The following is a 25,880-nucleotide window of genomic DNA, read 5'->3' as shown; positions in this document are numbered from 1 at the left end:
CCTTTCACACGAACCAGCGATGGTTTCACCTCAGGCTAACGCGGAATAACTTGTTTGGCTATACCTGGAGGTCAAGGACTAGATGAACCATTCGATTTTCAGCTAAGGTCGATTCACCATGTCTACCTCCACCCCGCCGTCCGGACCGCGCCGCACGCGTCCGGCCGACCGTAAACGGCAGCTCGTCGACCACGCGACGACGCTGTTCGCCGAACGCGGATACCAACAGGTCTCGGTGGCCGACATCGCCCGTGCCGCCGGGGTCACCGCGCCGTCGGTGTACCGGCACTTCACCGACAAGCTGGCCCTGCTCGACGCCGCGGTGATCGCCGCCGTCGACGACCTCGAGTCGTGTACCGACCGCGCGCTGGCAGGCGGCGAGAGCATGGACCGGCTGGTGACCCGGCTGTGCGTGCTCGGCGCCAAACGACCGGAGTCGACGTCACTGTGGCGCTCGGCCAGCCAGCACCTCACCGACGAGCAGAACCGCGAGGTGGTGCTGCGCACCCGGGAGGTGCTGCACCGCTGGGCGGCCACCATCGACACCGCCACCGGTATGGGTGAGCGCAATGCCATCCAGATCGCCTGGGCGATGCTCTCGGTCGCGGGCAGCCTCGCGGTCCACAACTCCCGGCTCTCCACCACTCGGGCGCAGGCCGAGCTCGGGGTCCTGGTGCTCCGGCTGGTCGCCCTGCAGCCGTCGTCGGCGCCACCGCTGACCGCCCCACCCCAGATCGGCACCTCCACACGGACGCGCCGGGACGAGATCCTCGACGCCGCAGCCGATCTGTTCGCCGAGCGGGGTTATGCCGGAGTGGGCGTCGACGACATCGGTGCCGCGGTGGGGATCACGGGACCCAGTGTCTACAAACACTTCTCGTCCAAGCTGGCGATCCTGCTGGGAATCGGCCAACGCAGCGGCACCCGTCTGGAGGCCGGGGTGATGGCCGCCTATGCCGCCGTACCGAACTCGGCCGTCCGCGACGACGCAACCGAACCGGGAACCCAGGATCCGGCGGCACTGCTCGCCCGGCTGGTGGATTCGTACGTCGGGGTGATCACGTCGAGCCCCGACCTGTCGGTGGCGTTCAACAACTCCTACGCACTGGCCGGTCAACCGGCCGCGGGGGATCTCCTGGACGTGCAGCGACGGTATGTCACACGGTGGATCGACCTGCTCGGCGCCGCCCATCCCGACCTCAACCGTGCGCAGGCGGCGATCGCGGTCCATGCCGCACTGTCGATCGTCAACGACGCGGTCCGTGTGCGACGCGGGGTCAACCGTCCCGAGTTCCCGGCCACCATGGCGTACCTGATGAAGGGCATACTCTCGGTATGACCAGCGCGGGCGAGCCCGAGTACACCCGGGACGAACTGATCGCCGAACTCGGGATCTCCACCGAGTACGCCGAGAAGATGTGGAATGCCTTCGGTTTCGCGCGGCAGAACACCGACGAGAAGGTCTTCACCGCCGCCGAGGTGGAGGCGCTGCGGTTCTTCGCCCACTCCGACGAGACCATCCCGCAGGCCGCGCAGGTTCCGGTCGCGCGGGCGATCGGCCAGACCATGTCACGGCTGGCCGACTGGCAGGCCGAACAGCTGATCGAGTTCGACAAGAATCCCGAGATCCCGTGGACGCGCGACCAGATGGCGCTGGCACTGGGCCTGATCCAGCAGATGATCTGGCGGCGTCACCTGTCGGCGGCCCTCGAACGTGACATCGCCCATCCGCATGACGAATCCCAGGAACTGGGGGTCGGATTCGTCGACATCGTGGGCTACACCAGCCTGTCGCGGCGGATCGGGATGGCCGAACTCGAGATCCTGCTCGAGATCTTCGAGGACCAGACACACGAGATCATCGCGAAGAGCGGCGGGACCGTCATCAAGACCCTCGGTGACGCGGTCATGTTCACCTTCACCGAGGCATCCGGCGCCGCCGAGGCCGCGCTGGCGATCCACCGGCTCAGCGAGGACGACCGCATCCCGTCGTTACGGGTCGGCCTCGCCCGCGGCCACATCCTCACCCGGCTCGGCGACGTCTTCGGCGAGCCGGTGAACATCGCGGCCCGGCTCTGCGGATCGGCCCGTCCGGGAACGACTCTGGTCGATCAGGCGGTGGCCGACGAGCTCGCCGACACACCGTCGGTCCATCTGCGGCCGATCCCCACGCTCTCGGTGCGCGGCTACCGCCGGCTCAAGGCGAGGGTGCTGACGGCCAACCGCTACAACCGGTCGGATTCAGCGGGATCGGAGAACACCGACGCCGGTCCCACGGTCCCGTAGATCCGCACCTCGGTGGCCTTGACCACCAGGAACACCGGGCTGCCGTGGCCGAGACCGAGTTCGGCCACCGACTCCCAGGTCACCTCGGCACCGATACGCACTCCGCCGCAGTCCGACCACACCACGGCATGATCGCCACGCGGCATCACCTCGGTGACGGTGCCCGTCCAGCTGTTCCGCGGACTCCCGTGCGGCGCTTGCGGATACACCGCGACGGCGCGCGGGGAGAACGCCGCGGCCGCCGCCTGTCCGGCGGTCAGCGGTTCGGAGGGCTCCCCGACCACCGTGATCCCCTGCGGCCCTTCGATCGTCGACGACCCGGCGAAGCGACCGGTGACCAGGTTGACCCCCGACAGCGACGCCGCGAACGACGTCTCCGGATGGGTGAGCACCTCGGTGGTCGGGCCGGTCTGCACCAGCCTGCCGTGGTCGAGCACGGCGACGGTGTCGGCGAGTCCGACGATGTCGACGAGGTCGTGGGTGACGAGCACCGTACACCCGGCACGTTCGGACAGCAGTGATCGCACCAGGGTTCGCATCTGCTGTGCCACATCCACATCGAGTGCCGCGAACGGTTCGTCGAGCAGCAGCACCGACGGTTCGGTGGCCAGCGCCCGGGCGATCGCCGCGCGCTGGGCCTGCCCGCCGGACAGTTGTGACGGCATCCGGTCGGCGAGATGGGCGACGCCCACCGCCTCCAGCCAGTGCTCGGCGCGCGCGCGTGCCGCACGGCGCGAGAGCCCGGCCGCCGCCGGCCCGAAGGCCACGTTGCGCCGAACGTCGAGATGCGGGAACAGCTTCGCCTTCTGCTCGAGCAGCACCACCGAACGCCGCTGCGGCTCGACGAAGACACCGCGCCCCTGTAGCACCCGCTCACCCAGCCGCACCTCGGAACCGGGGGTGCGGCGCAATCCGGCGAGAACGCCCAGCAGGGTGGACTTCCCGGCGCCGTTGGGGCCGATCACGCCGAGCGTCGTCGCCGGCGGTACCTCGAGATCGGCGGTGAGCGGCGGTAGTTCACACCGCACGGCGGCGCGGAAGGCCGCGGACTCCTCGGTCACGTCATCACCCCCGATCCCTTCCGGAGGTGCACGCCCACCACGACCACCAGGGCGATCACGATCAGCACCAACGACATCGGCAGTGCGGCAAGCGGATCGGAGATGGCGTCGAGATAGATCTTCAACGGCGCCGTCTGGGTGGTCCCGGGCAGGTTGCCGGCAAAGGTGATCGTGGCACCGAACTCGCCGAGCGCCCGGGCGAAGGCGAGCACGCTGCCGGCGATCAGTGCGGGCACGATCAGCGGCAACGTGACCCGCCACAGTGTGCGCGTCGGCCCCGCACCGAGTGTGGCGGCGACCTGCTCGTACCGATCACCGGCGGTTCGCAGGGCACCCTCCACGCTGATCACCAGGAACGGCAGTGCCACAAAGGTCTGCGCGATCACCACCGCCGGGGTGGTGAACGCGATGACGATCCCCGCCCGGTCGAGGTACTGCCCGATCAGCCCGTACCGGCCCAGCGCATACAGCAGCGCCACACCGCCGACCACCGGCGGCAGCACCAGCGGCAGCAGCACCACCGCACGGATCACCCGGATGAACATCGAGTCGTACCGGGCGAAGACGATCGCCATCGGCACACCGAGGACCAGACAGGCGACGGTGGTGGTCACCGCGGTGAGCATGCCCAGCCGCAGTGCCTCCACCGAGTCCGGCGACGTCACCGACTCCCAGAAGGTCCCCCACGGCATCCGCCACAGGATCGCGATGGGACCCATCAGGATCAGCGCGACCCCGAGGGCGGCAGGGACGTGAATCCAGAGCGGGACGCGCCTCATCTGCTGACGCTGAACCCGATCAGGAGGCCGCGGCGAAGCCGGCGTCGGTCAGGATCTTCTGACCGGTGCTCCCGAGCACCAGGTCGACGAACTCCTGGGCCTGCTGCTCGTGCTTCGACGCCTTGAGGGTGGCGATCGGGTAGTTGTTGACCACCGTGGCGAAGGCCGGATCCACGACGGTGGTGACCTTGTCGCCGGCACCCTTGGCATCGGTGACGTAGACCAGACCCGCGTCGGCCTGCCCGCTGGTGACCTTGGTCAGCACCGCGGTCACCGAGGTCTCCTGGCTCTTCGGGGTGATGTCGACGCCGGTGTTCTTCTCGACCTCGGCGGTCGCCGCACCGCACGGAACCTCCACCGCACACACCACGGTGGTGACGTCGGGGTTGCGCAGGCTCGCGAAATCGGTGACGTGCTTGGGGTTTCCGGGTGCGGTCACGATCACCAGGGTGTTGCGGGCGAAGATCTGCGGGGGGTTGACCTTGTCGGTCACCTTGTTCATGGTCGCCTCGTCGGCGGTGGCGAGCACATCCACGTCGGCGCCCTGCTGGATCTGGTTGACCAGCGCCGACGACCCGTCGAAGTTGATCTTCACGTCGACGTCGGAATGCTCTGCCTCGTAAGCCTTCTCGAGCTCGGTGAAGGTCTTCTTCAGCGATGCGGCCGCGTAGACGTTGAGGACGGTCTTCTCACCGCTTCCGCCGTCGTCCGACGACGAGCACCCGACCACGGTGACGGCCGCGGCCGCAACCACCCCGACGGCCGCGAAAGTCTGACGAATCCTCTTGCTGCGCAGCATCATCCTGCTTCTCCCTCGACAACTGTCCATGGTGGTGTCCGACGCCGGGCGGCGTCAGCGGTGCGCGTCGCGCTCGACGATCACGGTGGTCGCCTTGACCACCGCGCTGGCGATCACGCCGGGTTCGAGGCCGAGTTCACGAGCGGCCTCGGCACTCATCAGTGAGGTCACCGTGAACGGCCCGCACTGCAGGCCGACCTTGGCCATCACCCCGTCCATCTCGACGTCGGTGACCAGACCGGTGAAGCGATTGCGGGCCGACGTCAGCACACGGTCGTCGTCGCCTCCCGGGTCGCGGGCACGGTCGGCCGCGAGTGCGGCCAGTTCGGCACCGTCGACGGTGGTCGCGCCCTCGGCGCTGGTGGCCGTCAGTGCCCCTGCACCGATCCACCGGCGCACGGTGTCGTCACTGACCCCGAGCAGCGCCGCCGCTTCTTTGATCCTGATTGCGACCATGCGGGTACCCTAACCGCACTTGCGGACAGATGTCAGTTCTAGGTCCGCAAACACGGAACCTTGGGACGCCTCACTCGCGTCAGGACGCGTTGTGAGCGTCGAAGACCTGCTGGGCCACCTTCATCGCCGACAACGCCGCGGGCGCACCGCAATACCCCGCGGTGTGCACGATCGCCTCGACGATCTCCTCCTGGGTGAGTCCGTTGGTGAGCGCGCCACGGACATGCCCGACGAGTTCCTCGTGCGCACGCAACGCGGTGAGGATGCCGATGTTGAGCAGGCTGCGGTCCCGCCGCTCGAGTCCCTCCCGGTTCCACACCGCATCCCACACATGTTCGGTGACGAACTGCTGCAGCGTCGCCGAGGCGGTTCCGTCGGTCCGCGCGAGTGCCGCGTCGACGAAGTCGTCGCCCATCACCGCGCGCCGCACCCGCAGGCCGTTCTCGAATGATTCGGAATCGTGATCAAAACTGTCGCTTGGCATTCGTTCATGGTCGCAGACCTGCGGCGGCGATCTGCCGATGAGTTCTGCCGAGTGTGGTGGTCTGTATCGAGGACAGCTCACCGAAAATCGCTGGCGCCCCGACCCGCGCCTCCCTAGCCTGGAGAAACATGACCGCACAACCAGCAGTCGAGACCGGGGCCATCGGCTCCGACACCCCCGCGATCGAGGCCGTCGACCTCGTGAAGACCTTCGGTGAGTTCACCGCCGTCGACGGTGTCTCGTTCTCCGTCCCCCAGGGATCGGTCCTGGGACTGCTCGGCCCCAACGGCGCCGGGAAGACCACCATCGTCCGCATGATGACCACGCTGTCCGAGCCGACCTCGGGTACCGCCCGCATCGCCGGGTTCGACATCCGCGACGACCCGGAGGAGGTCCGCCGGCACATGGGCCTGACCGGCCAGGCGGCCACCGTCGACGAGATCCTGACCGGCCGCGAGAATCTCCGGATGATCGGCGGCCTCTACGGAATCCGCCGCCGGGAACTCGCCGAACGCAGCGACCGCCTGCTCGAGCAGTTCTCCCTCACCGACGCCGGCAACAAACAGGTCAAGTCGTACTCCGGCGGTATGCGCCGACGACTCGACCTCGCCGTGAGTCTGCTCGCCGCACCACCGGTGCTGTTCCTCGACGAGCCGACCACCGGACTGGATCCGCGCAGCCGCAACGAGTTGTGGGATGTGTTGCGGGAACTGGTCGACGGCGGCACCACACTGCTGCTCACCACGCAGTACCTGGAGGAGGCGGACCAGCTCGCCGACGACATCGTCGTCATCGACCGCGGCACGATCATCGCGCACGGCACCCCACTGCAACTCAAACAGCAGGCCGGGGCGGCGAGTGTGGTGGTCACCGTGTCGGCGGACTCCGATCTCGAACCGGCACGCGAACTGTTGTCCCGGCACGGCCAGGAGGTCTTCGTCGACGCCGCCTCACGCACCGTCACCACCCCGGCCTCGGGACTGTCGGATCTGACCCGGATCGCCGGCTGGTTCGACGAATCACAGATCGGTGTCGACGATCTCGGCCTCGCCCGGCCGAGCCTCGACGACGTGTTCCTCTCGCTCACCGGACATCGTGCCCAAGCGGACACCGCAGACAACTCCGGCGCAGATACCTCCGGCGCCGCCCACCCGACCGCCTCCACCAAGGGGGAATCCGCATGACCGCCACCGCCGCCACCTCGACCTCAGCATCCGCGCCGCGATCGCCGGCCTCGGCACCTGCGATCCATCAGACCAACATCTGGCAGCAATCCTGGATCATGGTTCGCCGCAACCTGATCCACACCCGCCGCATGCCGGAGATGCTCTCCGACGTCACGATCCAGCCGATCATGTTCGTGGTGCTGTTCGCCTACGTCTTCGGACCGGCGATCAGCCTCGGTGTGCCCGGCGTGAGCTACAAGGAGTACCTGCTGCCCGGCATCATGGGGCAGACCATCGTGTTCACCGCGTTCATCGTGGCCACCGGCATCACCGCCGACATCGAGAAGGGGATCGTCGACCGCTTCCGCTCGCTGCCGATCCGACGCTCCTCGGTGCTCGTCGGCCGCAGTATCGCCAGCCTGATCCACTCCTCGATCGGCATCGTCGTGATGGCGGTGACGGGGCTGATCATCGGCTGGCGGATCACCACGTCGGTCGGCGAGGGCATCCTGGGTTTCGCCCTGGTGCTGCTGTTCGGTTTCGGGATGATCTGGTTCGGTGTGCTCATCGGCTCCTGGCTGCGATCGGTCGAGGCGGTCAACGGGTTCATGTTCACCCTGCTGTTCCCGCTGACCTTCGTGTCCAATGCCTTCGTCCCCACCGCCAACATGCAGCCGTGGCTGCGCGCGATCGCCGAATGGAATCCGTTGTCGGCGCTCGTGCAGGCCATGCGCATCCTGTGGGGCAACGGGCCGGAGGCCGCCGAGACCGCCGCCTGGCCGATGCGCCATCCCGAGCTCGCCACCCTGATCTGGGCGATCGTCCTGACCGCCGTGTTCGCCCCGTTCGCCGTACGCGGCTACAACCGCCGGACCGCCGACTGATCAGCCCCGCACCGGTCAGGACTTCACACCGGGCACGGCTCCGCCGCAGGTCGCGGCGATCCATCATGATCGACATGGCTACGATCGAACGGTGTCCGACGACGACCCCGACTCGGGGGCACCCGACATCCCGGCCTACACGCCGGAGATGTGGCGACGCCCGATCAACCTGCCGGGCACCGTCTCGATCGGCCTCTCCCGCGCCGAGCAGGCCGCCAACCAGATAGCGCGCCTGGCCGCCGGGACGCCGGCGGGCGAGCGGATCGGCAGCAAGGACGACATCCGCCAGATCACCAGGGTGTCGGTCGGCACCGTCAACGAGGCCATCAAGCTCGCGCTGGAACGCGGGGTGATCACCTCTCGACCGGGCCCCGGCGGCGGGATCTTCGCCGCCGACCCCTCGCCGCTGTCGCGGATGAACGGGTGGTTCCGATCCGCCGCCGAGGACAGCTCGGCGCTCGCCGAATCGATCCAGATCCGCGATGCGATCGCACCTCTCGTCGTGACCGAGGCACTCTCGATGCTGACCGACGACGACGTGCGCGAGATGCGCACGCGTGTCGACCACATGCGCCGGACGCGCGACGAGCACGACATCTCCGGCTTCGTCTGGGCGGCATGGCACGTTCACGAACACCTCGCGAGCGTCGGCCACAGTCAACTGCTCAACAGCCTCTACCTCAGCATCATGGACGTCGGCACATCCCATCTCCGCGCCCAGCTCGAGGCCGTCGACGGCCGCACGCCGGTGTACCTCGACCGCCTCGCCGACGTCGTCGAACAGCTGGTCGACGCGCTCGCCGCGCATGACGCCGACGCCGCCGTCGACGCGCTCTGCCGGACCGACCCGACGATGATCCTGCGGGCGCCCGCCTCCGCCGACTGACCGGCGAACCCCGCCGCCTCGGCCCCGGTACCCGCACACCGCTTTTCGCCCGACCCCGGCGTTCCGGACGTTCGCGACCTTCTCGACAACACCTCTGATCAGGCATTTCCCTGCCTCAGAAAAACAATCATGATCAATACGATCAATCCCTTGACAGGTGATCCACATCACCGTCATGATGTGACCTACGCAATTAATCATTACTTATTAGGAGGTGGTCGACGATGCTCACCCAGGAGTTCCGCGACCTGATGGCCGGGGTGTGCGCACCCGTCACCGTCATCACCACCGGCGACGCCGACGGTCCGCACGGCGCCACGGTCAGCTCACTCGCATCGCTGTCACTGCGGCCGGCGCTGCTCTCGATCGCCCTCGACCAGAACTCACAGCTGCTGGGCCGCATCCGCGCCACCGGCCGATTCGGCGTCAACGTGCTCAGCGCCACGCAGGACGACGTCGCCACGGCCTTCGCCTCACGCGGCGTCGACCGGTTCGGCACCACCGGGTGGTCGACGTGCGACGGGCTCCCCCGCCTCGACGACATCGCCGGCTGGGCGTCCTGCGACGTGACCCAGACCGTCGAGGCAGGCGATCACCTGCTCCTCGTCGGCACCGTCACCCGCGCCGCGTCGGTGCACCGGCCCCCACTCGTCTACGCCCACCGGACCTTCGGCACGCACTCGCGGTACGCCGCCCGCCCTCGCCCCACCATCGTCGACCAGATCACCGCCTGCGCCGTCTGACGCACCCCCCACCAGGAGAAACAATGACCATCACCGCCCCCAACCCCACCCAGGCCGTCCCCAGCGATGCCGAACTCGTCGCCCGGGCAACCGAACTCAAGCCTCTGCTCGCCGCCAACAGCGCCCAGGGAGAACGCGACCGGCGCGTCGTCGCCGAGAGCATCCAGGCACTCACCGACGCCGGACTGTTCCGCCTGTCGGTGCCGAAACGCTATGGCGGATACGAGACGTCGATGCGCACGATGCTCGACGTGTCGGCCGTCGTCGCCGAGGCCGACGGTGGAACGAGCTGGGTCGTCACGCTCACCAATGTCTGCAACTGGCTGGTCGGCCTGATGTCACAGGAGGCACAGGACGAGGTGTTCGGCGCCGATCCCGACGCCCGGGTGTCGGGGGTGCTCGCCCCCACCGCCGAGACACGCAAGGTCGACGGCGGCTACCGGGTGAACGGCAAGTGGTACTACAACTCCGGCTCACATCACTGCACCTGGGCGGTCATGGGCATCCCGATCACCGACGCCGACGGTGCCGTCGTCGACCAGGGTTGTGCCCTGATCCCGCGCACCGACCTCGGATTCGAGGACACCTGGTTCGTCGCGGGTATGCGGGCATCGGGCAGCAACTGCCTGATCGCCGAGGACGTCTTCGTCCCGGATCACCGGGTCATGAGTGTGCCGCCCGCCATCGAGGGCCACTACCCCACCCCGCACACCGACGAGGTGCTCTATCGCTCGGCGCTGATCCCCATGCTGGCCCTGGTCCTGGTCGGCCCGCAGCTCGGTATGGGACGCGCCGCCCTCGACTTCGTCGTCGAGAAGGCAGCCCGAAAGCCCATCTCGTACACCTTCTTCGACTCACAGAAGGAGTCGACGGCCTTCCAGCTGCAGGTCGCCGAGGCGTCCCGGCTCATCGACACCGCACATCTGCACGCCTACCGCGCGGCCGCCGACATCGACGAGGCCGCCGCCCGCGGCGAGTACCCCGACCACCTGGTGCGTGCGCGCGTGCGCTCGGACACCGGCTACGTCGCCGACTGCATCACCCGCGCCATCGACATCCTGCTCTCGGCACACGGGGCCGGTTCCTTCGCGGAATTCAGTCCGCTGCAACGGACCTGGCGTGACTCCGCCACCGCCGCCCGCCATGCGATCGTCTCGCCGGCGGTGAGCTACGAGGCGTACGGCAAGGCGCTGCTCGGCGTCGACGAACCGATCACCCCGATGATCTGACGGCCACCCCCGAAACCCTGAGGAGCAACTCACATGCGTATCGCCAACCACGACAACCGCGCCGCCCTGGTGATCGGCGAGGACGGTGACGAGCGGGTGATCGATCTCGCCACCGCCTCCGCCGGACGCTTCGGTCCGGATCCGGATTCCCTGTACGACAACTGGTCCGAGCTCCTCTCGTGGGCACAGGACCTCGACATCCCGGCGGCGACGTCGACACCGCTCGATCGTGCCCGACTGGCCGCACCGTCACCCCGGCCGAGGCAGGTCTTCGCGGTGGGACTCAACTATCACGCGCATGCCTCGGAGTCGGGATTCGAGTCACCGGAACACCTTCCGCCTGTCTTCACCAAGTACGTGTCGAGCTTCTCCGGACCCGACACCACCGTCACCATCCCCGACGGCGGGTCCGTCGACTGGGAGGTCGAGCTCGTCGCGATCATCGGCCGCCAGACACACGAGGTGTCCGCCGACGACGCCTGGGATCACATCGCCGGTCTCACCGTCGGGCAGGACATCTCCGAGCGGATCACCCAGACACGCGGTCCGGCACCGCAGTTCGGCCTGGGCAAGTCGTTCCCGGGATTCTCTCCCCAGGGTCCGTGGCTGGTCACCCCGGATCAGCTGCGCGACCGCGACGATCTCGAACTCGGTTGCACCATCGACGGTGAGGAAATGCAGAAGGGCCGTACCCGCGACCTGATCTTCTCGGTGCCCGAGCTCGTCGCCGGGTTGTCGCGTTCGGTCACCCTCTACCCCGGCGACGTGATCTTCACCGGCACCCCGGCCGGTGTCGGTGCGGGCCGGCAGCCACAGCGCTTCCTGCAGCCGGGCGAGCGTCTCGACAGCTGGATCACCGGCATCGGCTCGCTGCACCAGACCTTCGTCGCCGCCGGCCGGGCAACCGACTAGCCGAACAGGAGAATCATCATGTCCCTTCATCGACTCGCCTCGGTCACCATCGGTGTGCCGAATGTCGCCGAGACATCGCAGTACTACACCGAATTCGGGCTCGCCCCCGGACCCGACGGCTGGTTCTCCACCGCCGACGGCGGACGGCAGCTGCGGATCGTCGAAACACCGTCCCGCCGTCTGGTCGCGATGACCGTCGGTGCCGACCACCCCGACGACCTCGAGCGCATCACACACAACCTGACCGGACTCGACATCCCCTACCAGGGCGACGCAACCCGGATCACCGCCGTCGAGGCCGCCACCGGGGTGACGGTGAGCGTCGAGGTCGCGCCCCGTGTCACCCAGTCACCCGTCGAGGGCACACCGTACAACGGTCCGGGCCGGCTCGAGCGCGAGACCTGCCGCGCACCCGGCGTGCTGCGAGACGGACCGATCCGGCCGCGCAAACTGGGTCATGCGGTGATCGGCAGTACCGATCACGCTGTCACCCAACGGTTCTTCACGCACGGACTCGGATTCAAGATCAGTGACGAGGTCCCGGGACTCGCCGCCTTCCTGCGCTGCTCCACCGACCACCACAATGTGCTGGTGCAGCAGGCGCCGGTGAACTTCCTGCATCACACGTCGTGGCAGGTCGACGACGTGGACGAGGTGGGTCGGGGCGCGATGCGCATGCTGGAGGCCGATCCGGATCGCCACGTGTGGGGCCTCGGCCGTCACTACGCGGGCTCGAACTTCTTCTGGTACCTCAAGGATCCGGCCGGCAACTTCAGCGAGTACTACTCCGACATGGACTCGATCGTCGACGACCAGCTGTGGACCCCCGAGATCGTCGAGGGGGCGCGGGGTCTGTTCAGCTGGGGACCTCCGCCGCCGCCGTCGTTCCTGCAGCCCGAGGACCTCGCGGCCCTCATGACCGGGGCACACAGCGCGGCCTGACGCCACGTCCACGGTTCCCACCCCCAGCACGTCAAGGACACCGCCATGAGTTCCTCACCCCACCCGATCTGGCAGCCCGACCCGGACGCCCTCCCCGCCACCCGGCTCCACGCCTTCACCGAACGGGTGGAAACGTCGACCGGACAACGGTTTCCGTCATATCCCGACCTGTGGCGATGGTCGGTCGATCATCCGAAGGACTTCTGGTCTGCCGTGGTCGACCATTTCGACATCCTCGTCGACGGGATACCGGCCGACGTCCTGCCGGATCCGGTCATGCCGGGTGCACGCTGGTTCCCGGGTGCACGTGTCAACTATGCCGAGAACATGCTCCGGCACCGGGGCGAGGGCACCGCGGTGGTCGCGGTCGACGAGGGCGGGACCACCACGGCGGTGTCGTGGGAGCAACTGCGCGGCATGGTCGGTGCGGTGCAGCGGTGGCTGCGCGAGCAAGGGGTCGGGCCAGGGGATCGGGTGGTCGGCTACCTGCCGAACTCGCCGGCCGCACTCGTCGGCATGCTGGCCACCACCGGACTCGGCGCGATCTGGTCGGCATGCGGTCAGGACTACGGTTCCGACGGTGCCACAGCACGATTGGGGCAGCTCGATCCGGTCGTCCTGATCGCCGCCGACGGGTACCGCTGGAACGGCAGGACCCACGATCGCCGGGACCAGACCACCGCGCTCGCGGCGTCGATGCCCCGGCTGCGCGCGGTCCTACACGTCCCCCGGGTCCACTCCGGCGGCCTTCCCGATCAGCCTGTGCCCGTGGGGTTGTGGGACGAGGTGATCTCGACCCCGGCCGAGCCCGTCTTCGAGCGGGTCGAGTTCAACGAACCCCTGTGGGTGCTGTTCTCCTCCGGCACCACAGGTGTCCCCAAGGGGATCATGCACTCGCACGGTGGCGTCACCCTCGACCACGCGAGGCTGCTCGGCCTGCACAACGACCTCGGGCCCGGCGACCGGTTCTTCTGGTTCACCACGACCAACTGGATGATGTGGAATCTCGTCGCGTCCGGCCTGCTCACCGGCGCCACCGTCGTCCTCTACGACGGCGCGCCCGGCCATCCGACGCCGTCGCGGCTGTGGGAGATCGCCGCCGAGCACCGGGTGACCGTCCTCGGGGTGAGCCCGGGCTATCTCGCCGCGTCCGAAACCGCCGGTGTCCGACCGGATGTCGACGTCGACCTGTCGGCGTTGCGGTCGATCGGGTCCACCGGTGCGCCTCTGCCGGCACATGCATACCGGTGGGTCCACGACAATGTCGGCCCGCACATCCAGCTCACCTCCACCACCGGTGGCACCGATGTGGTCAGCGGGTTCGCGGGCAGCGCCCCCACCACCCCGGTGTGGCCCGGCGAGATCTCCGCGCCGCTGCTCGGCGTCGATCTGCAGGCCTGGAACCGGTTGGGCGAGAACGTGGTCGACGAAGTCGGCGAGCTCGTCATCGCATCCCCCATGCCGTCGATGCCCGTCGCATTCTGGAACGACCCGGATGGCCGGCGATACCGGAACGCCTACTTCGACACCTATCCCGGAGTGTGGCGGCACGGCGACTGGATCACCATCACCGGCAGGGGTTCGGTCGTGGTCTCCGGACGGTCGGACGCCACCCTGAACCGGCAGGGCGTGCGGCTGGGCAGCGCCGACATCTACGCCGTCGTCGACCCGTTCCCCGAGATCGGCGAATCCCTCGTCATCGGAGCCGAACTCGACGACGGCCGGTACTGGATGCCGCTGTTCGTCGTGGTCGCCGAGGGGTATGTCCTCGATGACGCGCTGCGAGGGCGGATCGTCGAGGCGTTGCGCACCAACGCATCCCCGCGCCACGTCCCGGACGCGATCATCGCGGTCCCCGCGATCCCCCACACCCGCACGGGCAAGAAGCTCGAGATCCCGGTGAAACGGATCATCCAGGGAGCGGCCATGAGTGAGGTCGTCGGCGCCGACACCGTCGACGACCCCGCCGCCCTCCAGCACTTCGAACGGTTCGCCCCCTCCCCGAAACCAGGGGAAGGTTGCTCTTCCCCTGGTTTCGCCACCCTCCCCTAGTTGAAACCCGAGGAAGGCCACGAAAATACGGGAAAGTCGCCGACGCCCCGAACCGCAACACACACCGCGCCCGCGCCCGCGCCCATCGCCGCGCCCGCCTCCCGAAACCAGGGGAAGGCTGCTCCTCCCCTAGTTTCGCCACCCTCCCCTAGTTGAAATCCGGGGAAGGCCACGAAAGTAGGGGAAAGTCACCTTCCCCTACTTTCGGGAGGAGGAGGAAGAGGAAGAGTCGACGACGACGGACGCACCCGACCCACCGTCCGGAGAACGGGGGATCGAGTCGGTCACTCCGTCGCGGCGAGTGCTGCGATGGGGTCGCTGTAGACCGCGTCCAGCGAGACCGCACCGGCTGCCTGCTGCTGGACAGAGGCACCCGAATGTGACACGCGCACATCACGATTGGCGACCACCGAGGTCCCCCGGATGGCCGCTGCCACGGCCGGGAGGGTGGACGGGTAGTCAGTGAACGCCTGACCGCCCAGGATGACGTGATCGGGATTGAAGATGTCGGCGATCAGGGCGACGGTCCGGCCGAGGACCTCGGCGCGCTCCTCGAGCAGCGCCTGCGCGGTCGGATCACCGGCACGGGCGAGCGCGATCACCCCGTCGACATCCTCCACCGGAAGATTCAGCGACTGCGCCGCCTCGACGACGCCGGTGTCGCTCACCGCGGGCTCGAGCCGACCGGTGCGATTGGGGTCTAGCAGGGTGGTGCCCGCAGCCGGGAAGTGCCCGATCACCGGCGGACCGGCAGCCGGGGTGTGCACGGTGCCGTCGACACTGAAGGCGATACCGACCATCTCACGGGCGTAGAAGTAGAGGAAGCTCGCGCGCTGCGAATCGTCGTCGGTGACCGTGCCCGGGTTCACCACGAGCTCGGCGGCGGCCATCGCCTCGACATGCGAGGCCACCGACACCGGCAGGCCCACCGACTCGGCGATGATCCGCCCGACCGGCGCATTGGTCCAACCCAGACGCGGGTGGTCGACGAAGCCACCGGAGGCGACGCGGCCGCCCACGGCGACCCCGGCCCACAGGATGCGACGGTTGTTCCAGCGGCCGAGGAAGCGGCGCGCACTGTCGCCGATCGCGGTGAGTGTCTGCTCCGGCGACTCGGCGACCGGGGTGGGGATCTGGATGGCGCCGACGACGCGGTGCAGCAGGTCGTGGGTGGTGATCGAGGTGACCTTGAAACCGATGTGGATGCCGAGGGTCAGGTAGTCGGCAACGTTCAGCTCGAACGGCAGACGCGGACGGCCGATGGCGCCGGCCGGGGCGAGGTCGGCGCGCTCACGCAGCAGCCCGGCCTTGAGCAAGGTGCCGACCTGGCGGTTGACGGTGGAGATGGACAGACCGGTGAGTTCGGCGGCCTCGTCCCGGAACAGCGGGCCCGAGAGCCGGGCGGTGCGCAGGACCAGCGCCGCCGGCTTGGTGGAGAGTTCGAGCTGCGGGGTCGCGACGTGAATCGGCCGGCCTCCCTGGGTGCGGGTCGTTCGGGGTGAGCTGACCCGGCTACCGGTGGGGCGGGGACGGGAGATCCGCGGCGGTGCCGGTCGGGCCGGGGCCGGAACGGTGGCGGTGCTGCGGTGATCGATGGTGGCAGTCATGTTTCGTGTCCTCACGGAGTGGACCGCAGGCGGTTGTCGGCATCCGACACCGGTCGTCGGCGACCGGTCGGGCGACACTCTGCGGCGAGTTCGTTGTTTCGGGGCGGATCGGAGAAACAGCAGCCGCACGGCGTCCGACGACGGACGCACCTCGAGAGCGGCTGGTCAGCGCATTCGACAACAACAGAGGACACGAGCGAACGGCAGGCGACAGCCCAGGGCGGTGATCATATAGGTCACCTCCGGGATGCGGGTCTGCTCGTTCGCGTGCATGGGTGTCAAGCTAACAACGTGCGTCACCGCATGGCAACCCGGACAGCGAGGTGACTTCGTCACACCCCGACCGGTGTCGGTGGCCCGACGTAGCCTGGATCACATGTCCACGAGCACCGAGACGAGCCCTTCGGAGAGCGAGTTCCTGGAGGTCACCGAGCCTTTTCGACGCGAGATCATCGCCCACTGCTATCGCATGACGGGGTCGCATCACGACGCCGAGGACCTCACCCAGGAGACCTACCTGCGCGCCTGGCGGGGGTATCCGAAGTTCGATCACCGCGCCTCGGTCCGCACCTGGCTGCACAAGATCGCCACCAACACCTGCCTCACCGCACTCGACGGATCGCGGCGCCGGCCCCTGCCGTCGGGGCTGGGCGGCGACGCCTTCGACCCCACCGACACGCTGCTGCAAGACCACGAGGTGCCGTGGCTGCAGCCGTATGCGGGCACCGTCGACGAGGTCGCCCCGGGCGACGACGCCGACCCGGCATATGTGGTGGGTGCCCGGGAATCGATCCGGCTCGCCTTCATCGCCGCACTACAGCACCTCCCGGAGCGGCAGCGTGCCGTCCTGATCCTGCGGGATGTGTTGCAGTGGAGGGCTGCCGAGGTGGCCGACGCGATCGGCATCACCACCGCGGCGGTCAACAGTCTGCTGCAGCGCGCCCGAGAACAGCTCCGCGCGGACCGGCCCGACCCCGACGCCCCGGTCACCATCGACGATCCGGCGACGCGCGACCTGCTCGCACGCTATGTCTCGGCGTTCGAACGCTACGACGTCGACGCGATCGCAGCGATGTTCACCGACTCCTCGATCTGGGAGATGCCGCCGTTCACCGGGTGGTATCAGGGGGCCGAGTCGATCGCGACCCTCATCCGGGGTAACTGCCCCGCCGAGAAGGCCGGCGACCAGATCCTGCTGCCGGCCACGGCAAACGGGCAGCCCGCCTTCGGCCTGTACATGCGCGGCCCCGACGACGTGCATCGCCCGTTCCAGTTGCAGGTCCTCGACCTCGATCCATCCGGCAAGGTCGCCCACGTCGTCGCCTTCTTCGGCGACGACCTCGAGGCGGAGTTCGCCCGCTTCGGTCTGCCGGCCGTGCCGTACGAGGTCTCAGCAGGCTGACGTGGCCGGGCGGCGCGGATCGGTCCACACCACCTCCCAGGCGTGGCCGTCGAGGTCGCAGAACGTGCGGGCATAGAGGAAGCCGAGGTCGGTGGGCGGCCGCAGGACGGTGGCACCGCAGTGCAGCGCGGCGTCGAGGCGCCGGTCCACGTCGCTGCGCGCGGGCACCGAGATCGCGAGCACCGTCTCCCGGCCGGCGGCGGGATCGGGTACCGGACCTGCCGAGTATCCCGCGAACCGGTGACTCCGGTGCATCATCACCACGGCGTTCGGCGTGACCGGCATGCACAGGGTGGAGCCATCGCTGAACATCTCGTCGAAGACGAACCCGAGCCCTTTGAAAAAGCCACGGGTACGCGATATCTCGGCAACCGCCAGATTGACGAACAGTGTCGGCGACACGACATACCTCCTCGGCCCGCGGGACTCGGCCACCCCGGGCGCCACGGGTATGACCAACGGGGGCCGTGGAATTCATCGGTGCAGCCGCCTCTGCGATCTGGAGACGGCCGCCGCACACGGTGGTCGGTGACGTTATGCGAGCGAGGCGGCAAATCCTTCCAGACGCTCACGCACCCAGTTGGTCACCAGCTCGGCCGTCGGAGACAACACAACGTCGGAAAAGGTCGCTCGCGACGAGTGATTCGACGGGAGGTTCGGTTCGTCCGAGGTTCGGGCACCGACCAGCAGGAATACCCCTGGGACCTCGTTCAGGATCCAGGAGAAGTCCTCCGAGATACTCACCGGTTCAGACAGTCGTGTGACCTGACGGCCGTACTTGTCGGCGATCGCGAGCAGTGCATCGAATTCGCACGGGTCACTGATCGTCGGAAGCGTGTCCCGACGCAGTTCGATCTCCACCGTCACATCGTGAGCAGCGGCGATCCCGGTGACGGTTCGCCGCACGACACCTTCGAGCGTCTTCGTTGTCGCCTCGGAGAACGCCCGAATGACTCCTGACAACTCGGCTCTGTCGGGGATGACGTTGCGCGCCTCGCCTGCCTGGAGGGCGCCGAATGTGACGGTCGAAGGCTCGAACATCGACACAGCGTGTGCGGCGGCGGCGGTCGTCGCTCCCACCATCTCGGCGGCGGCGGTCAGCGGACTGGCCGCGAGATGCGGCGCCGATCCGTGGCCTCCCCGACCGGTGACAACGATGTCGACGAGGGTCGACCCCGACAGCACCGCGCCCGGACGCGAGGCCATCTCCCCCTGGGACAGGAGATGCGACAGCACATGTAGCCCGAGGGCAGCACGGGGCCTGGCACCAGCAGCGTCGAGCAGCCCTTCGGCCAAGGCACGTTGGGCACCCCCGTGGCCTTCTTCTCCGGGTTGGAAGAAGAAGATGACGTCACCCTTCAGTTCGTCTCGGTTCGCGTAGGTGGACATGGCGGCCGCGACGACGACCGCCATGTGCACGTCATGTCCACACGCATGCATCGCCCCGTTGGTGGCCGCCCATTCCAGGCCGGTCTCCTCCTGAATGGGCAGCGCGTCCATGTCTGAGCGGACCAGCACGGTAGGTACCTGGTCGAGCCGTGTGCGGTCGACTGCACCGCCGCGCACGATCGCGGTGACCGAGGTCATCGCCGCCCCACATCGAACCTCAAGACCTGCGTCCCGCAAGTGCTTCACAAGAATGCCCTGAGTGACAGGGAGATCCATTCCGACCTCCGGCACCCGGTGCAACTCGTGACGCAGCGCAATCAGTTCAGCGTCCTTCACATCTGCTCCCATATCGAACTGTCGATACGGACCGGTGGTCCGTATCCCGACATGATGGTGACCGCGATCAGCCCAGGCGGGCCGGCTTGCCGACAGATGGTCGGGGTGTCTGCGGCGTGGTCGGGGGCAGGCCCTCCGATACGCGACACCGGGCCGCTGATCTCGATCGATCTCAACAAGGGCGCCCCGTTCCCTCCTGGGAACTCCTGCCCGGGTGGCCGTTCCAGCGTGAACGGCATGTCTGGGCGCATGATGGCCCGATCACATCCGACCAACCAGACCGCCGCTCCCTCGCGCCGCAGCTCGACGGAGGCTTCGCCGGCAGCGGTCCCCAGCACCACCCACGCAGCCAATGCTCGGCGATGTGCCAGAGCCGCCGCCACAAGCCGCCCGAATGGATGCGTGGCCGCCTGGGATTCGTCCTCTACGGTGACCAGTTCCAAAAACGAGTTACCCAACGGCATGATCCGATTCCGGGTGCCGACACCCAGATGGACACCGCCACCGACGAAGCGCCGGCCGAGCCGATCGGCGAGGACGCGTTCACCTCGATCGAGGTCCTCGGCCACCAGAACGATATGATCTACAGCGGCCAACGTGCTTTCTCCTTTCGTGAGAGGTTTGCTGAGTACATGTCTGTTGAATCCCGGTCGCCGAGCCCGGACGGCAACGGCGAGACATCAGCAATGCTCAAGATCGGCCAGGTCGCTCAACTGGTCGGTGTCTCGCCGTCGCGTATTCGGCTGTGGGAAAGCGAGAGACTGATCAGCCCTCACCGGACGCCCACCGGGCAGCGACTTTTCACTGTCGCCGACGTGCGTCGCCTCGAACGCATCCGACGTCTCTTCGACTCGAAGTCGATGACAGCGGTAGGTGTCCGTCAGGCATTGGGAGCCGATCCCGATCATCCAGCAGAACCAGCCGATTCCGACAACGATGCGAACCCGGTACTCGGCGCCCGGGCCAAGGCGCTGCGGCAGCGTCAGCACATGAGCCTTCGTGAACTCTCACGTGAGATCGGGATGAGCCCATCAGCGCTCAGTTCCTTCGAACGAGGCCAGAGCAAGCCGAGCATCGGACGAATCACCCAGATCGCGCACGCTCTGGGAACAACGACCCCGGACCTCCTCGGCGTTCCTGCCGCCGAGGAGAGCGCGGTGGTACGGGCCGATTGCCGCAAGCGACTACCACTTGGGGCCGAAGGCGTCATCATCGAGAATCTCTACGAGTCCTCGACGGTACTCCAATCCCAAATGGTCACGGTACGACCAGGGTTCGGTAGCGGCGAGCCGATGACCCATGCAGGTGAAGAGTTCCTGACTGTCATCGAGGGCGAGATCGAGCTGACGCTCGACGGAGTCGAGACCATCGAACTCCGTACCGGCGACTCGATGACCTTCACCAGCACTCGGCCTCACAGCTACTTCAATCGAAGCCCGACGACGGCCCGCATAGTGTGGGTGAACACTCCACCCACTTTCTGATGTCGTCCACCGTGTCGTCGGGCGATCCTCTGCCTGCGACCAGGTCCCACGGTCAATCAATCACCGCGACAGCGCGGATCGGCGATCCGGTGCCTCCGACGAGGTTCAGGGGTAGGCCAAAATAGTCGAAGCGCTTGTTGATCAGCTGCCCCAGATTGGTCAGATGTTCCGTGTTGACAATTCCATACTTCTTACACACCATATGGCCGGAAAAAGTGTTGTCGAGACTGTTGTCGATCGCATTACAGTCCGTACCGATATTCACCACCCCCTTCTGCGCGAGGTATTCCGCACCCTCCCAAGAGAATCCTGGATTCTCATCGATGTACTTACGCTGCGGAAACCAGCGGTCACCGTAGTCAAACCAGGCAAGAATAATGTCCCCCGGGCGAATCTCTTGCCCGGCTTCGGCAAGCTTGTCTTCTGCACGCTTGATGGCGGCGACATCCGCATACCCGAGGTGATCGTCGTCAGGACTCTGGAACTGAACATGTGACAGATCCAAGCAAACCGCCGAACCGTAGTAGTAACTCAACGGCGTGTTGTCGATCGTGCATCCGGCGGGGTCGTACTCGATCGTGGCATCGGTATGGGTTCCGGCATGCTCACTGATGACCAGATTCCGAGCATAGAATCCGTCCGCCGTACCGTACATTTCCTTGAACTGCTCGTGAGTCTGGTTGACCGGAGTGAAGGTGCGTTGATGGCCGAACCACATCGGCATCCCTTCATAGATCGGTCGGGTGAGATCCACAATCGTCGGTCTCCCATCGAGGAGTTGCGCCCCCAGCGCGGGAACCTGACTGCGTTCGGTGGTGGTCATGTGAGGTTACCTTTCGAATGAGCGGCAGTGAATGAACCGAATGTGCTGTCGTAGAAGGTCAACGGTCCGACCCCGGTGGCCCCCGCGCCGATCCGGGCGGTGATCACGTCGGCGATGACGAGCAGGTGATCTATCGCCTCCACGACGTAGGCCACGCGACACTCGAGGTTGTAGAGTGCTTGCGCGATCACCGGCACGCCCAACTCTGCGCTCGGTCGATCGAGCTGTTCGTCCGGAATGAACTTCGGCTGCCCAGGAGCGGCGAGCGACCTGGCAAGCGCCTCGTCCTCCGCAGACAGGATCGCGACCCCGAACTTCTCCTGCTCGACGATGAATTGCGCAGTCGCAGTGTTCTTCCCAACAGACAAAGAAATTCTTGCCGGATCAGCGGAAAAGGACGACACCGAGCTGAGCGTGACTCCCCATGGGCGCCCGTCGGTCAACGTTGTCACCACCACGACCCCACAGGCGAGCTTGCGCATCGATGCGCGGAAGTCCTCGGCGGCCACAGAATCGGAGACCGGCCCGGTCCCCTGCCACAAGAGCGCATTTCGCTTGTCGGGGACCATCTGGGTCATCACTCGATCCCCACGTAGTCACGGACACGTCGAGCAGCGGCCGATCGGTCGGTCTTCGAGTAGACGAGTTGCCGTACGAAGGCCGGCGGTGTGGCATTGACGTTCTCGAAGAGACCGACACGTCCGGCATGCGCCCCCGCCACCAAGTCCCAGACGAAGTTGAAGAAGGTGTTCTTGTCTCGGGCGCTGACTCCGGTTCCTGGGAAGAACTCGGCCATTCGATCACCGAATTCTGGGTGATCCCATACCTTCTCGGGCCATCGTGCGATCAATGCCTGACCACACAGGTCCCGCAGTTGATAGGTGATCCGCGGGTAGTTCTCGATGGAGTACAGGCGCCCGGCCGTGGTCAGTTCAGGGTTCGGCACCTGCAAACCACACCATTCGACCGACTCGTGGATGGTGGCAAGCGAGTAGGCCTTCAGTGTCTGCGCATAGAGGGTGATATCTGCGACAGCCGCCTGGACACCGGGGATCTTGTCCGTACCCAGGATCTCCGTGATCACCTGCGCGACACCGGTGAACATCTCCGCACGGAAAGCCAACCGGGTCATCACAGACCAGAGCGAGTAGGCGCAGGACTCATAGTACAACGTCAACAGATCAAGGTTGTACTTGCTGAAGACGTACTCCCGCGGGATGAAGACGTTGTCGAAGATGATGGTCTGGTCGAGCTCCTCCCCGGCATGATCGAGCGGATGGTCACTGCGTGGAGCGTTCATCTTGGCGGTCGGCTCTCGCAGGATCAGGGTCAGACCAGGAGAGTTGACCGGAATCGCTGCCCAGATCGCCGCCTCCGGGCCGACGCCTCCGCCGAGTGTCGTCGACAGCGTGAAGAAGTGTGCCAGCGACCCAATGCTGCCGGCGACCTTCGCTCCCGAGACCACGATGCCATCGGGTCGATCCTCGACGATTCGCAGCTGAGACGGGCGTTTGTCTCGAGGAATCCTCTTGTCCGACTGAGGATCGGCGATCAAGTCCGTGCTCAGGAGATTGTGGTCTCCGGATAGATCCACGAAATCACGGACATGTTGGGCGAACTCGGGGTTCTCGGCCTCGATACGATCGATGGTGGACAGGAATCCCAATGCCATCATTGCGCCATAGTCATTGGGTCGACCGTACATTCCCATGGTCTGACTGGTGATGAACCGAGTGGCCTCACGCTTGGCCATCAGATCCTCACGGGTGCGTGGGACCTGCCAGCCGATGGCACGTCGGCCACCGTCCTCGCCGACATATGTGAGCACATCCCGCGTGGCGGGATCGAACTGGGCGTCTTGGATGGCGGCGAGGGTGTTGACCGCGCGCAGGTCGGGATGCGTGGTCACATCTGCGATGTCCTCGCCCTGAGAGCTGATGACACGACGTCCGTCGCGCAGAGATGCCTTGTAGGCGTCCCCGGAGAGCAGGTGACCGCCGGTCGCGTTCAGTTGTTCGGTCACCTTGTGGATGCGGAGCCGGTGCGCAGTGGCATCGTCAAGGGCCATAGCGGTGGTACTGATTGTCATGATCTGCCTCAGCTTTCGGTATCAGGAGTGGTTCGGGTGATGACGGCGATGGCTTCCACCTCGATCAGGAAGCCGTCGTACATGAGCCCGGCGACGCGGACTCCGGTCCCCGCAGGACCGTCGTCCGGGAGATACTCCATCCGAACGCGCGTCATGGTCTCCCAGTTCTGCTGAACCTCGTCGCCGGAACCCTCGAAGCAGTAGTAGGTGTTGAGTTTGATGACGTCGCTCCAGGTCGCCCCGGCCTCGGTGAGAATGGAGGTGAGTGACTCGAACACATTTCGGGTCTGCACCTCGATGTCCCCCTCACCGACGACGTTTCCGTGCATGTCGGCCGATAGCTGGCCTCCGGTGACAACGAGATTTCCCACTCGCCACCCCTGCGCGAACGGTGTGGGGATATGGTGCGTCCACGTGCTGTTCATCAAACGCTGGCGGTCGGCTCCGTCCCCGATGATGTGATCGAGCGCCGGGGAATCGGTGGCGGGTGTGATCTGCATGATGGTTCTCCTTTCAGAAGACCGTGGAAGGTGATGCCACGGCCTCGACACGCGAGGTACTGCGGGCTCGAACGAGTGCCAGGTAGAGCGCGAAGCTGACGATGGATCCGACAAGCCAGGAAATGTCGACACCATCCATTGCCGCCGAGATCCATCCCGTGAAGAACGCCCCCGACATGAAGGGCATCTGCACCACGAACCCGACGACATATGTGACCAGCGCGGGGATGTTGTACTTTCCGTATCCGGCATTGGCATCACTGAAGGAGGCAACGTCGTAGTGCCCCTTCGAAATCAGGTAGTAGTCGACGAGGTTCACCACGCTCCACGGGATGAGCAGACACATCAGGAAGTGGATGAAGCTCGAGTAGTTGACCAAGAAGTTGTCCGCAAAGAACAGCGCGACGACAAAAGCGATACCCGCGGTGATCGTGGCGACGGTGTTACGTGCCGCCGCTCCGGGCGACCAGGTCGGACGGAATGTCTGAATGAAAGTCAACGTACACAAGGCCGGACCATAGAGATTGATGACGGCGGCGTCGATGGCGCCGAGGAACAACATCGCCAGGACGAAAGCCGACACCGGGCCCGGCATGATGTCGACCAACTGTCCGATGGTTCCGTCTCCACCAGCAGCGGTGACCAGGAGTGCACCGAGCGCCATCATCGGAATCGCACCGAGAATCGAACCGAAGAAGGTGTAGCCGAATGCGGTACGCGCGGGTGTCTCTTCAGGAAGATAGCGAGAGTAGTCCGATACATATGGGGCATAGGCGATCTGCCACACAGCTGCGATCGAGGCCATACCGACGAAGCCGATGAGGTCGAATGACTGGGCGACGGTGCCCGTCGTGTCCGAACCTGCCGCCCTGAGGACATAGACGGCGACGAGCGCGACGGCTATCGCGAAGAGCACCAGCAAGATTCGGTTGAGGCGGTGAATCAGTTCATATCCGAAGACCACCGCGACCAGGGCCACCACAGTCGTGATCACCAGGGCGAGTGTCGGATCGAGGCCAGGGGCGAGAGCAACCAACGTATCTCGGGCCAGAACGATGATCGAGGCCAGGAATCCCAGATACATGAGGATGACGACCACCAGGACCAAGAGGGAGCCGTACATCCCGAATTGTCCACGCGCCTGAATCATCTGAGGAACACCCAGTTTGGCCCCCTGCACCGAGTGAAGGGCCATGAAGACGGCGCCGATGAGGTTACCGACGACGATGGCGACGATCGATGCTGCTGCGCCGAGTCCGAAAACCGTCGGCCCCAGGACGCCGGTGACCAGTGTCAGCGGCATGACCTGGACGCCGAACCAGACGGCGAACAGGTGGCGCGCACTGCCCGTGCGCTTGTCGGCCGGCACGGGCTGAATCGTCAGCTCCTCGATCAGCGGCGAGTTGGTTTGTGTCATACGGATCTCCGGGGGTCGAGAGGGGAAGCATGAGGAAGTTGTACGGCAAACTTATCGCTGTGCGGTAAGAGTGCAATACCGTGCCGTCTCTGTTTTCCGGAACGAAACATCCACGAAACATGCTGGTGTGGCCCGGGTTGCGACCCACGGCACA

General features: G+C 66.4%; 25 protein-coding genes. 12 read left to right on the top strand and 13 right to left on the bottom strand.

Going from position 1 to position 25,880, the window contains the following annotated elements:
• Positions 1 to 118: 118 nt before the first annotated feature.
• Positions 119 to 1,339 carry a TetR/AcrR family transcriptional regulator gene (locus Q9K23_RS14915; protein ID WP_020790840.1) on the top strand — a complete coding sequence of 407 codons (1,221 nt, stop codon included), beginning with the start codon at positions 119 to 121 and terminating at the stop codon, positions 1,337 to 1,339.
• Positions 1,336 to 2,286, top strand: coding sequence for an adenylate/guanylate cyclase domain-containing protein (locus Q9K23_RS14910; RefSeq protein WP_020790839.1), 951 nt, complete (start codon positions 1,336 to 1,338; stop codon positions 2,284 to 2,286). The genes Q9K23_RS14915 and Q9K23_RS14910 overlap by 4 nt, the downstream gene beginning before the upstream one ends.
• Here the strand turns inward: Q9K23_RS14910 and Q9K23_RS14905 are convergent.
• From Q9K23_RS14905 to Q9K23_RS14885, 5 genes are all read right to left on the bottom strand, one after another.
• Complete coding sequence (locus Q9K23_RS14905; protein WP_187343508.1) at positions 2,226 to 3,347, bottom strand: ATP-binding cassette domain-containing protein; 1,122 nt, start codon at positions 3,345 to 3,347, stop codon at positions 2,226 to 2,228. The two genes, Q9K23_RS14910 and Q9K23_RS14905, sit on opposite strands and share 61 nt — an antisense overlap.
• A complete protein-coding gene (locus Q9K23_RS14900; RefSeq protein WP_020793836.1) occupies positions 3,344 to 4,126 on the bottom strand; it encodes an ABC transporter permease in 783 nt (260 codons plus the stop codon). The genes Q9K23_RS14905 and Q9K23_RS14900 overlap by 4 nt, the downstream gene beginning before the upstream one ends.
• A gap of 19 nt (positions 4,127 to 4,145) precedes the next feature.
• Complete coding sequence (gene modA, locus Q9K23_RS14895) at positions 4,146 to 4,925, bottom strand: molybdate ABC transporter substrate-binding protein (protein ID WP_152972607.1); 780 nt, start codon at positions 4,923 to 4,925, stop codon at positions 4,146 to 4,148.
• A gap of 54 nt (positions 4,926 to 4,979) precedes the next feature.
• Positions 4,980 to 5,381 (bottom strand): TOBE domain-containing protein, encoded by a 402-nt coding sequence (locus tag Q9K23_RS14890; protein WP_053776326.1) that lies wholly within the window; start codon positions 5,379 to 5,381, stop codon positions 4,980 to 4,982.
• A 79-nt stretch (positions 5,382 to 5,460) separates the two neighbouring features.
• Positions 5,461 to 5,865 (bottom strand): carboxymuconolactone decarboxylase family protein, encoded by a 405-nt coding sequence (locus Q9K23_RS14885; protein WP_053776325.1) that lies wholly within the window; start codon positions 5,863 to 5,865, stop codon positions 5,461 to 5,463.
• A 128-nt stretch (positions 5,866 to 5,993) separates the two neighbouring features.
• Between Q9K23_RS14885 and Q9K23_RS14880 the strand changes: the two genes are divergently transcribed.
• From Q9K23_RS14880 to Q9K23_RS14845, 8 genes are all read left to right on the top strand, one after another.
• The gene (locus Q9K23_RS14880) at positions 5,994 to 7,049 is read left to right on the top strand and encodes an ATP-binding cassette domain-containing protein (RefSeq protein ID WP_020791999.1); all 1,056 of its coding nucleotides are present in this window, start codon (positions 5,994 to 5,996) and stop codon (positions 7,047 to 7,049) included.
• Complete coding sequence (locus Q9K23_RS14875) at positions 7,046 to 7,915, top strand: ABC transporter permease (RefSeq protein ID WP_020792001.1); 870 nt, start codon at positions 7,046 to 7,048, stop codon at positions 7,913 to 7,915. Before Q9K23_RS14880 ends, Q9K23_RS14875 begins: the two co-directional genes overlap by 4 nt.
• Positions 7,916 to 8,006: 91 nt before the next feature.
• On the top strand, positions 8,007 to 8,801 hold the full coding sequence (locus Q9K23_RS14870; RefSeq protein ID WP_261977681.1) for an FCD domain-containing protein: 795 nt from the start codon (positions 8,007 to 8,009) through the stop codon (positions 8,799 to 8,801).
• 224 nt (positions 8,802 to 9,025) lie between these two features.
• Complete coding sequence (locus Q9K23_RS14865; protein ID WP_053776324.1) at positions 9,026 to 9,544, top strand: flavin reductase family protein; 519 nt, start codon at positions 9,026 to 9,028, stop codon at positions 9,542 to 9,544.
• Between the two features lie 23 nt (positions 9,545 to 9,567).
• Positions 9,568 to 10,773, top strand: a complete 1,206-nt coding sequence (locus Q9K23_RS14860; protein ID WP_053776323.1) for an acyl-CoA dehydrogenase family protein — start codon at positions 9,568 to 9,570, stop codon at positions 10,771 to 10,773.
• 33 nt (positions 10,774 to 10,806) lie between these two features.
• Entirely contained in the window at positions 10,807 to 11,685 is an 879-nt protein-coding gene (locus tag Q9K23_RS14855; protein ID WP_020791938.1) for a fumarylacetoacetate hydrolase family protein, read from the top strand.
• A gap of 18 nt (positions 11,686 to 11,703) precedes the next feature.
• Positions 11,704 to 12,627, top strand: a complete 924-nt coding sequence (locus tag Q9K23_RS14850; RefSeq protein WP_020791942.1) for a VOC family protein — start codon at positions 11,704 to 11,706, stop codon at positions 12,625 to 12,627.
• Positions 12,628 to 12,672: 45 nt separating this feature from the next.
• A complete protein-coding gene (locus Q9K23_RS14845) occupies positions 12,673 to 14,679 on the top strand; it encodes an acetoacetate--CoA ligase (protein ID WP_020791940.1) in 2,007 nt (668 codons plus the stop codon).
• A gap of 284 nt (positions 14,680 to 14,963) precedes the next feature.
• On the opposite strand, the gene Q9K23_RS14840 is transcribed toward Q9K23_RS14845, so the two are convergent.
• Positions 14,964 to 16,286, bottom strand: coding sequence for an ROK family protein (locus tag Q9K23_RS14840; protein WP_053776322.1), 1,323 nt, complete (start codon positions 16,284 to 16,286; stop codon positions 14,964 to 14,966).
• Between the two features lie 376 nt (positions 16,287 to 16,662).
• Here Q9K23_RS14840 and Q9K23_RS14835 point away from each other — a divergent pair, with 376 nt between their 5' ends.
• A complete protein-coding gene (locus Q9K23_RS14835) occupies positions 16,663 to 17,688 on the top strand; it encodes a sigma-70 family RNA polymerase sigma factor (RefSeq protein WP_053776321.1) in 1,026 nt (341 codons plus the stop codon).
• On the opposite strand, the gene Q9K23_RS14830 is transcribed toward Q9K23_RS14835, so the two are convergent.
• Together Q9K23_RS14830 and Q9K23_RS14825 are read right to left on the bottom strand one after the other, a co-directional pair.
• On the bottom strand, positions 17,677 to 18,090 hold the full coding sequence (locus tag Q9K23_RS14830) for a VOC family protein (protein ID WP_053776320.1): 414 nt from the start codon (positions 18,088 to 18,090) through the stop codon (positions 17,677 to 17,679). The genes Q9K23_RS14835 and Q9K23_RS14830 overlap by 12 nt on opposite strands.
• Before the next feature lie 132 nt (positions 18,091 to 18,222).
• Entirely contained in the window at positions 18,223 to 19,413 is a 1,191-nt protein-coding gene (locus Q9K23_RS14825; protein ID WP_020790700.1) for a M20 family metallopeptidase, read from the bottom strand.
• Positions 19,414 to 19,775: 362 nt separating this feature from the next.
• On the opposite strand from Q9K23_RS14825, the gene Q9K23_RS14820 reads away from it, so the two are divergent.
• On the top strand, positions 19,776 to 20,897 hold the full coding sequence (locus tag Q9K23_RS14820; protein ID WP_261977679.1) for a helix-turn-helix domain-containing protein: 1,122 nt from the start codon (positions 19,776 to 19,778) through the stop codon (positions 20,895 to 20,897).
• Positions 20,898 to 20,949: 52 nt separating this feature from the next.
• Here the strand turns inward: Q9K23_RS14820 and Q9K23_RS14815 are convergent, their stop codons facing one another.
• The 5 genes from Q9K23_RS14815 to Q9K23_RS14795 are packed head-to-tail and all read right to left on the bottom strand — an operon-like array spanning position 20,950 to position 25,726.
• Complete coding sequence (locus Q9K23_RS14815; protein ID WP_082365708.1) at positions 20,950 to 21,720, bottom strand: cyclase family protein; 771 nt, start codon at positions 21,718 to 21,720, stop codon at positions 20,950 to 20,952.
• The gene (locus tag Q9K23_RS14810) at positions 21,717 to 22,298 is read right to left on the bottom strand and encodes a flavin reductase family protein (protein WP_152972602.1); all 582 of its coding nucleotides are present in this window, start codon (positions 22,296 to 22,298) and stop codon (positions 21,717 to 21,719) included. The genes Q9K23_RS14815 and Q9K23_RS14810 overlap by 4 nt, the downstream gene beginning before the upstream one ends.
• Positions 22,298 to 23,788 carry a 4-hydroxyphenylacetate 3-hydroxylase N-terminal domain-containing protein gene (locus tag Q9K23_RS14805; protein ID WP_020790035.1) on the bottom strand — a complete coding sequence of 497 codons (1,491 nt, stop codon included), beginning with the start codon at positions 23,786 to 23,788 and terminating at the stop codon, positions 22,298 to 22,300. The genes Q9K23_RS14810 and Q9K23_RS14805 overlap by 1 nt, the downstream gene beginning before the upstream one ends.
• A gap of 29 nt (positions 23,789 to 23,817) precedes the next feature.
• Positions 23,818 to 24,309 carry a RidA family protein gene (locus Q9K23_RS14800; protein ID WP_020790040.1) on the bottom strand — a complete coding sequence of 164 codons (492 nt, stop codon included), beginning with the start codon at positions 24,307 to 24,309 and terminating at the stop codon, positions 23,818 to 23,820.
• A 13-nt stretch (positions 24,310 to 24,322) separates the two neighbouring features.
• Positions 24,323 to 25,726, bottom strand: a complete 1,404-nt coding sequence (locus Q9K23_RS14795) for a cytosine permease (RefSeq protein ID WP_020790036.1) — start codon at positions 25,724 to 25,726, stop codon at positions 24,323 to 24,325.
• Between the last annotated feature and the right edge of the window lie 154 nt (positions 25,727 to 25,880).

This window comes from Gordonia sp. NB41Y, assembly GCF_030718915.1.
Lineage (GTDB): Bacteria > Actinomycetota > Actinomycetes > Mycobacteriales > Mycobacteriaceae > Gordonia > Gordonia desulfuricans.
This window is presented reverse-complemented; position numbering and strand designations above follow the sequence as displayed.

Bases quoted from the DNA above. Each gene is read 5' to 3' on its own strand.
- Q9K23_RS14915 (WP_020790840.1), top strand. From the start codon at position 119: ATGTCTACCTCCACCCCGCCGTCCGGACCGCGCCGCACGCGTCCGGCC.
- Q9K23_RS14910 (WP_020790839.1), top strand. From the start codon at position 1,336: ATGACCAGCGCGGGCGAGCCCGAGTACACCCGGGACGAACTGATCGCC.
- Q9K23_RS14900 (WP_020793836.1), bottom strand. From the start codon at position 4,126: ATGAGGCGCGTCCCGCTCTGGATTCACGTCCCTGCCGCCCTCGGGGTC.
- modA (WP_152972607.1), bottom strand. From the start codon at position 4,925: ATGCTGCGCAGCAAGAGGATTCGTCAGACTTTCGCGGCCGTCGGGGTG.
- Q9K23_RS14890 (WP_053776326.1), bottom strand. From the start codon at position 5,381: ATGGTCGCAATCAGGATCAAAGAAGCGGCGGCGCTGCTCGGGGTCAGT.
- Q9K23_RS14885 (WP_053776325.1), bottom strand. From the start codon at position 5,865: ATGCCAAGCGACAGTTTTGATCACGATTCCGAATCATTCGAGAACGGC.
- Q9K23_RS14880 (WP_020791999.1), top strand. From the start codon at position 5,994: ATGACCGCACAACCAGCAGTCGAGACCGGGGCCATCGGCTCCGACACC.
- Q9K23_RS14875 (WP_020792001.1), top strand. From the start codon at position 7,046: ATGACCGCCACCGCCGCCACCTCGACCTCAGCATCCGCGCCGCGATCG.
- Q9K23_RS14865 (WP_053776324.1), top strand. From the start codon at position 9,026: ATGCTCACCCAGGAGTTCCGCGACCTGATGGCCGGGGTGTGCGCACCC.
- Q9K23_RS14860 (WP_053776323.1), top strand. From the start codon at position 9,568: ATGACCATCACCGCCCCCAACCCCACCCAGGCCGTCCCCAGCGATGCC.
- Q9K23_RS14855 (WP_020791938.1), top strand. From the start codon at position 10,807: ATGCGTATCGCCAACCACGACAACCGCGCCGCCCTGGTGATCGGCGAG.
- Q9K23_RS14850 (WP_020791942.1), top strand. From the start codon at position 11,704: ATGTCCCTTCATCGACTCGCCTCGGTCACCATCGGTGTGCCGAATGTC.
- Q9K23_RS14845 (WP_020791940.1), top strand. From the start codon at position 12,673: ATGAGTTCCTCACCCCACCCGATCTGGCAGCCCGACCCGGACGCCCTC.
- Q9K23_RS14840 (WP_053776322.1), bottom strand. From the start codon at position 16,286: ATGACTGCCACCATCGATCACCGCAGCACCGCCACCGTTCCGGCCCCG.
- Q9K23_RS14835 (WP_053776321.1), top strand. From the start codon at position 16,663: ATGTCCACGAGCACCGAGACGAGCCCTTCGGAGAGCGAGTTCCTGGAG.
- Q9K23_RS14820 (WP_261977679.1), top strand. From the start codon at position 19,776: ATGTGCCAGAGCCGCCGCCACAAGCCGCCCGAATGGATGCGTGGCCGC.
- Q9K23_RS14815 (WP_082365708.1), bottom strand. From the start codon at position 21,720: ATGACCACCACCGAACGCAGTCAGGTTCCCGCGCTGGGGGCGCAACTC.
- Q9K23_RS14810 (WP_152972602.1), bottom strand. From the start codon at position 22,298: ATGACCCAGATGGTCCCCGACAAGCGAAATGCGCTCTTGTGGCAGGGG.
- Q9K23_RS14805 (WP_020790035.1), bottom strand. From the start codon at position 23,788: ATGGCCCTTGACGATGCCACTGCGCACCGGCTCCGCATCCACAAGGTG.
- Q9K23_RS14800 (WP_020790040.1), bottom strand. From the start codon at position 24,309: ATGCAGATCACACCCGCCACCGATTCCCCGGCGCTCGATCACATCATC.
- Q9K23_RS14795 (WP_020790036.1), bottom strand. From the start codon at position 25,726: ATGACACAAACCAACTCGCCGCTGATCGAGGAGCTGACGATTCAGCCC.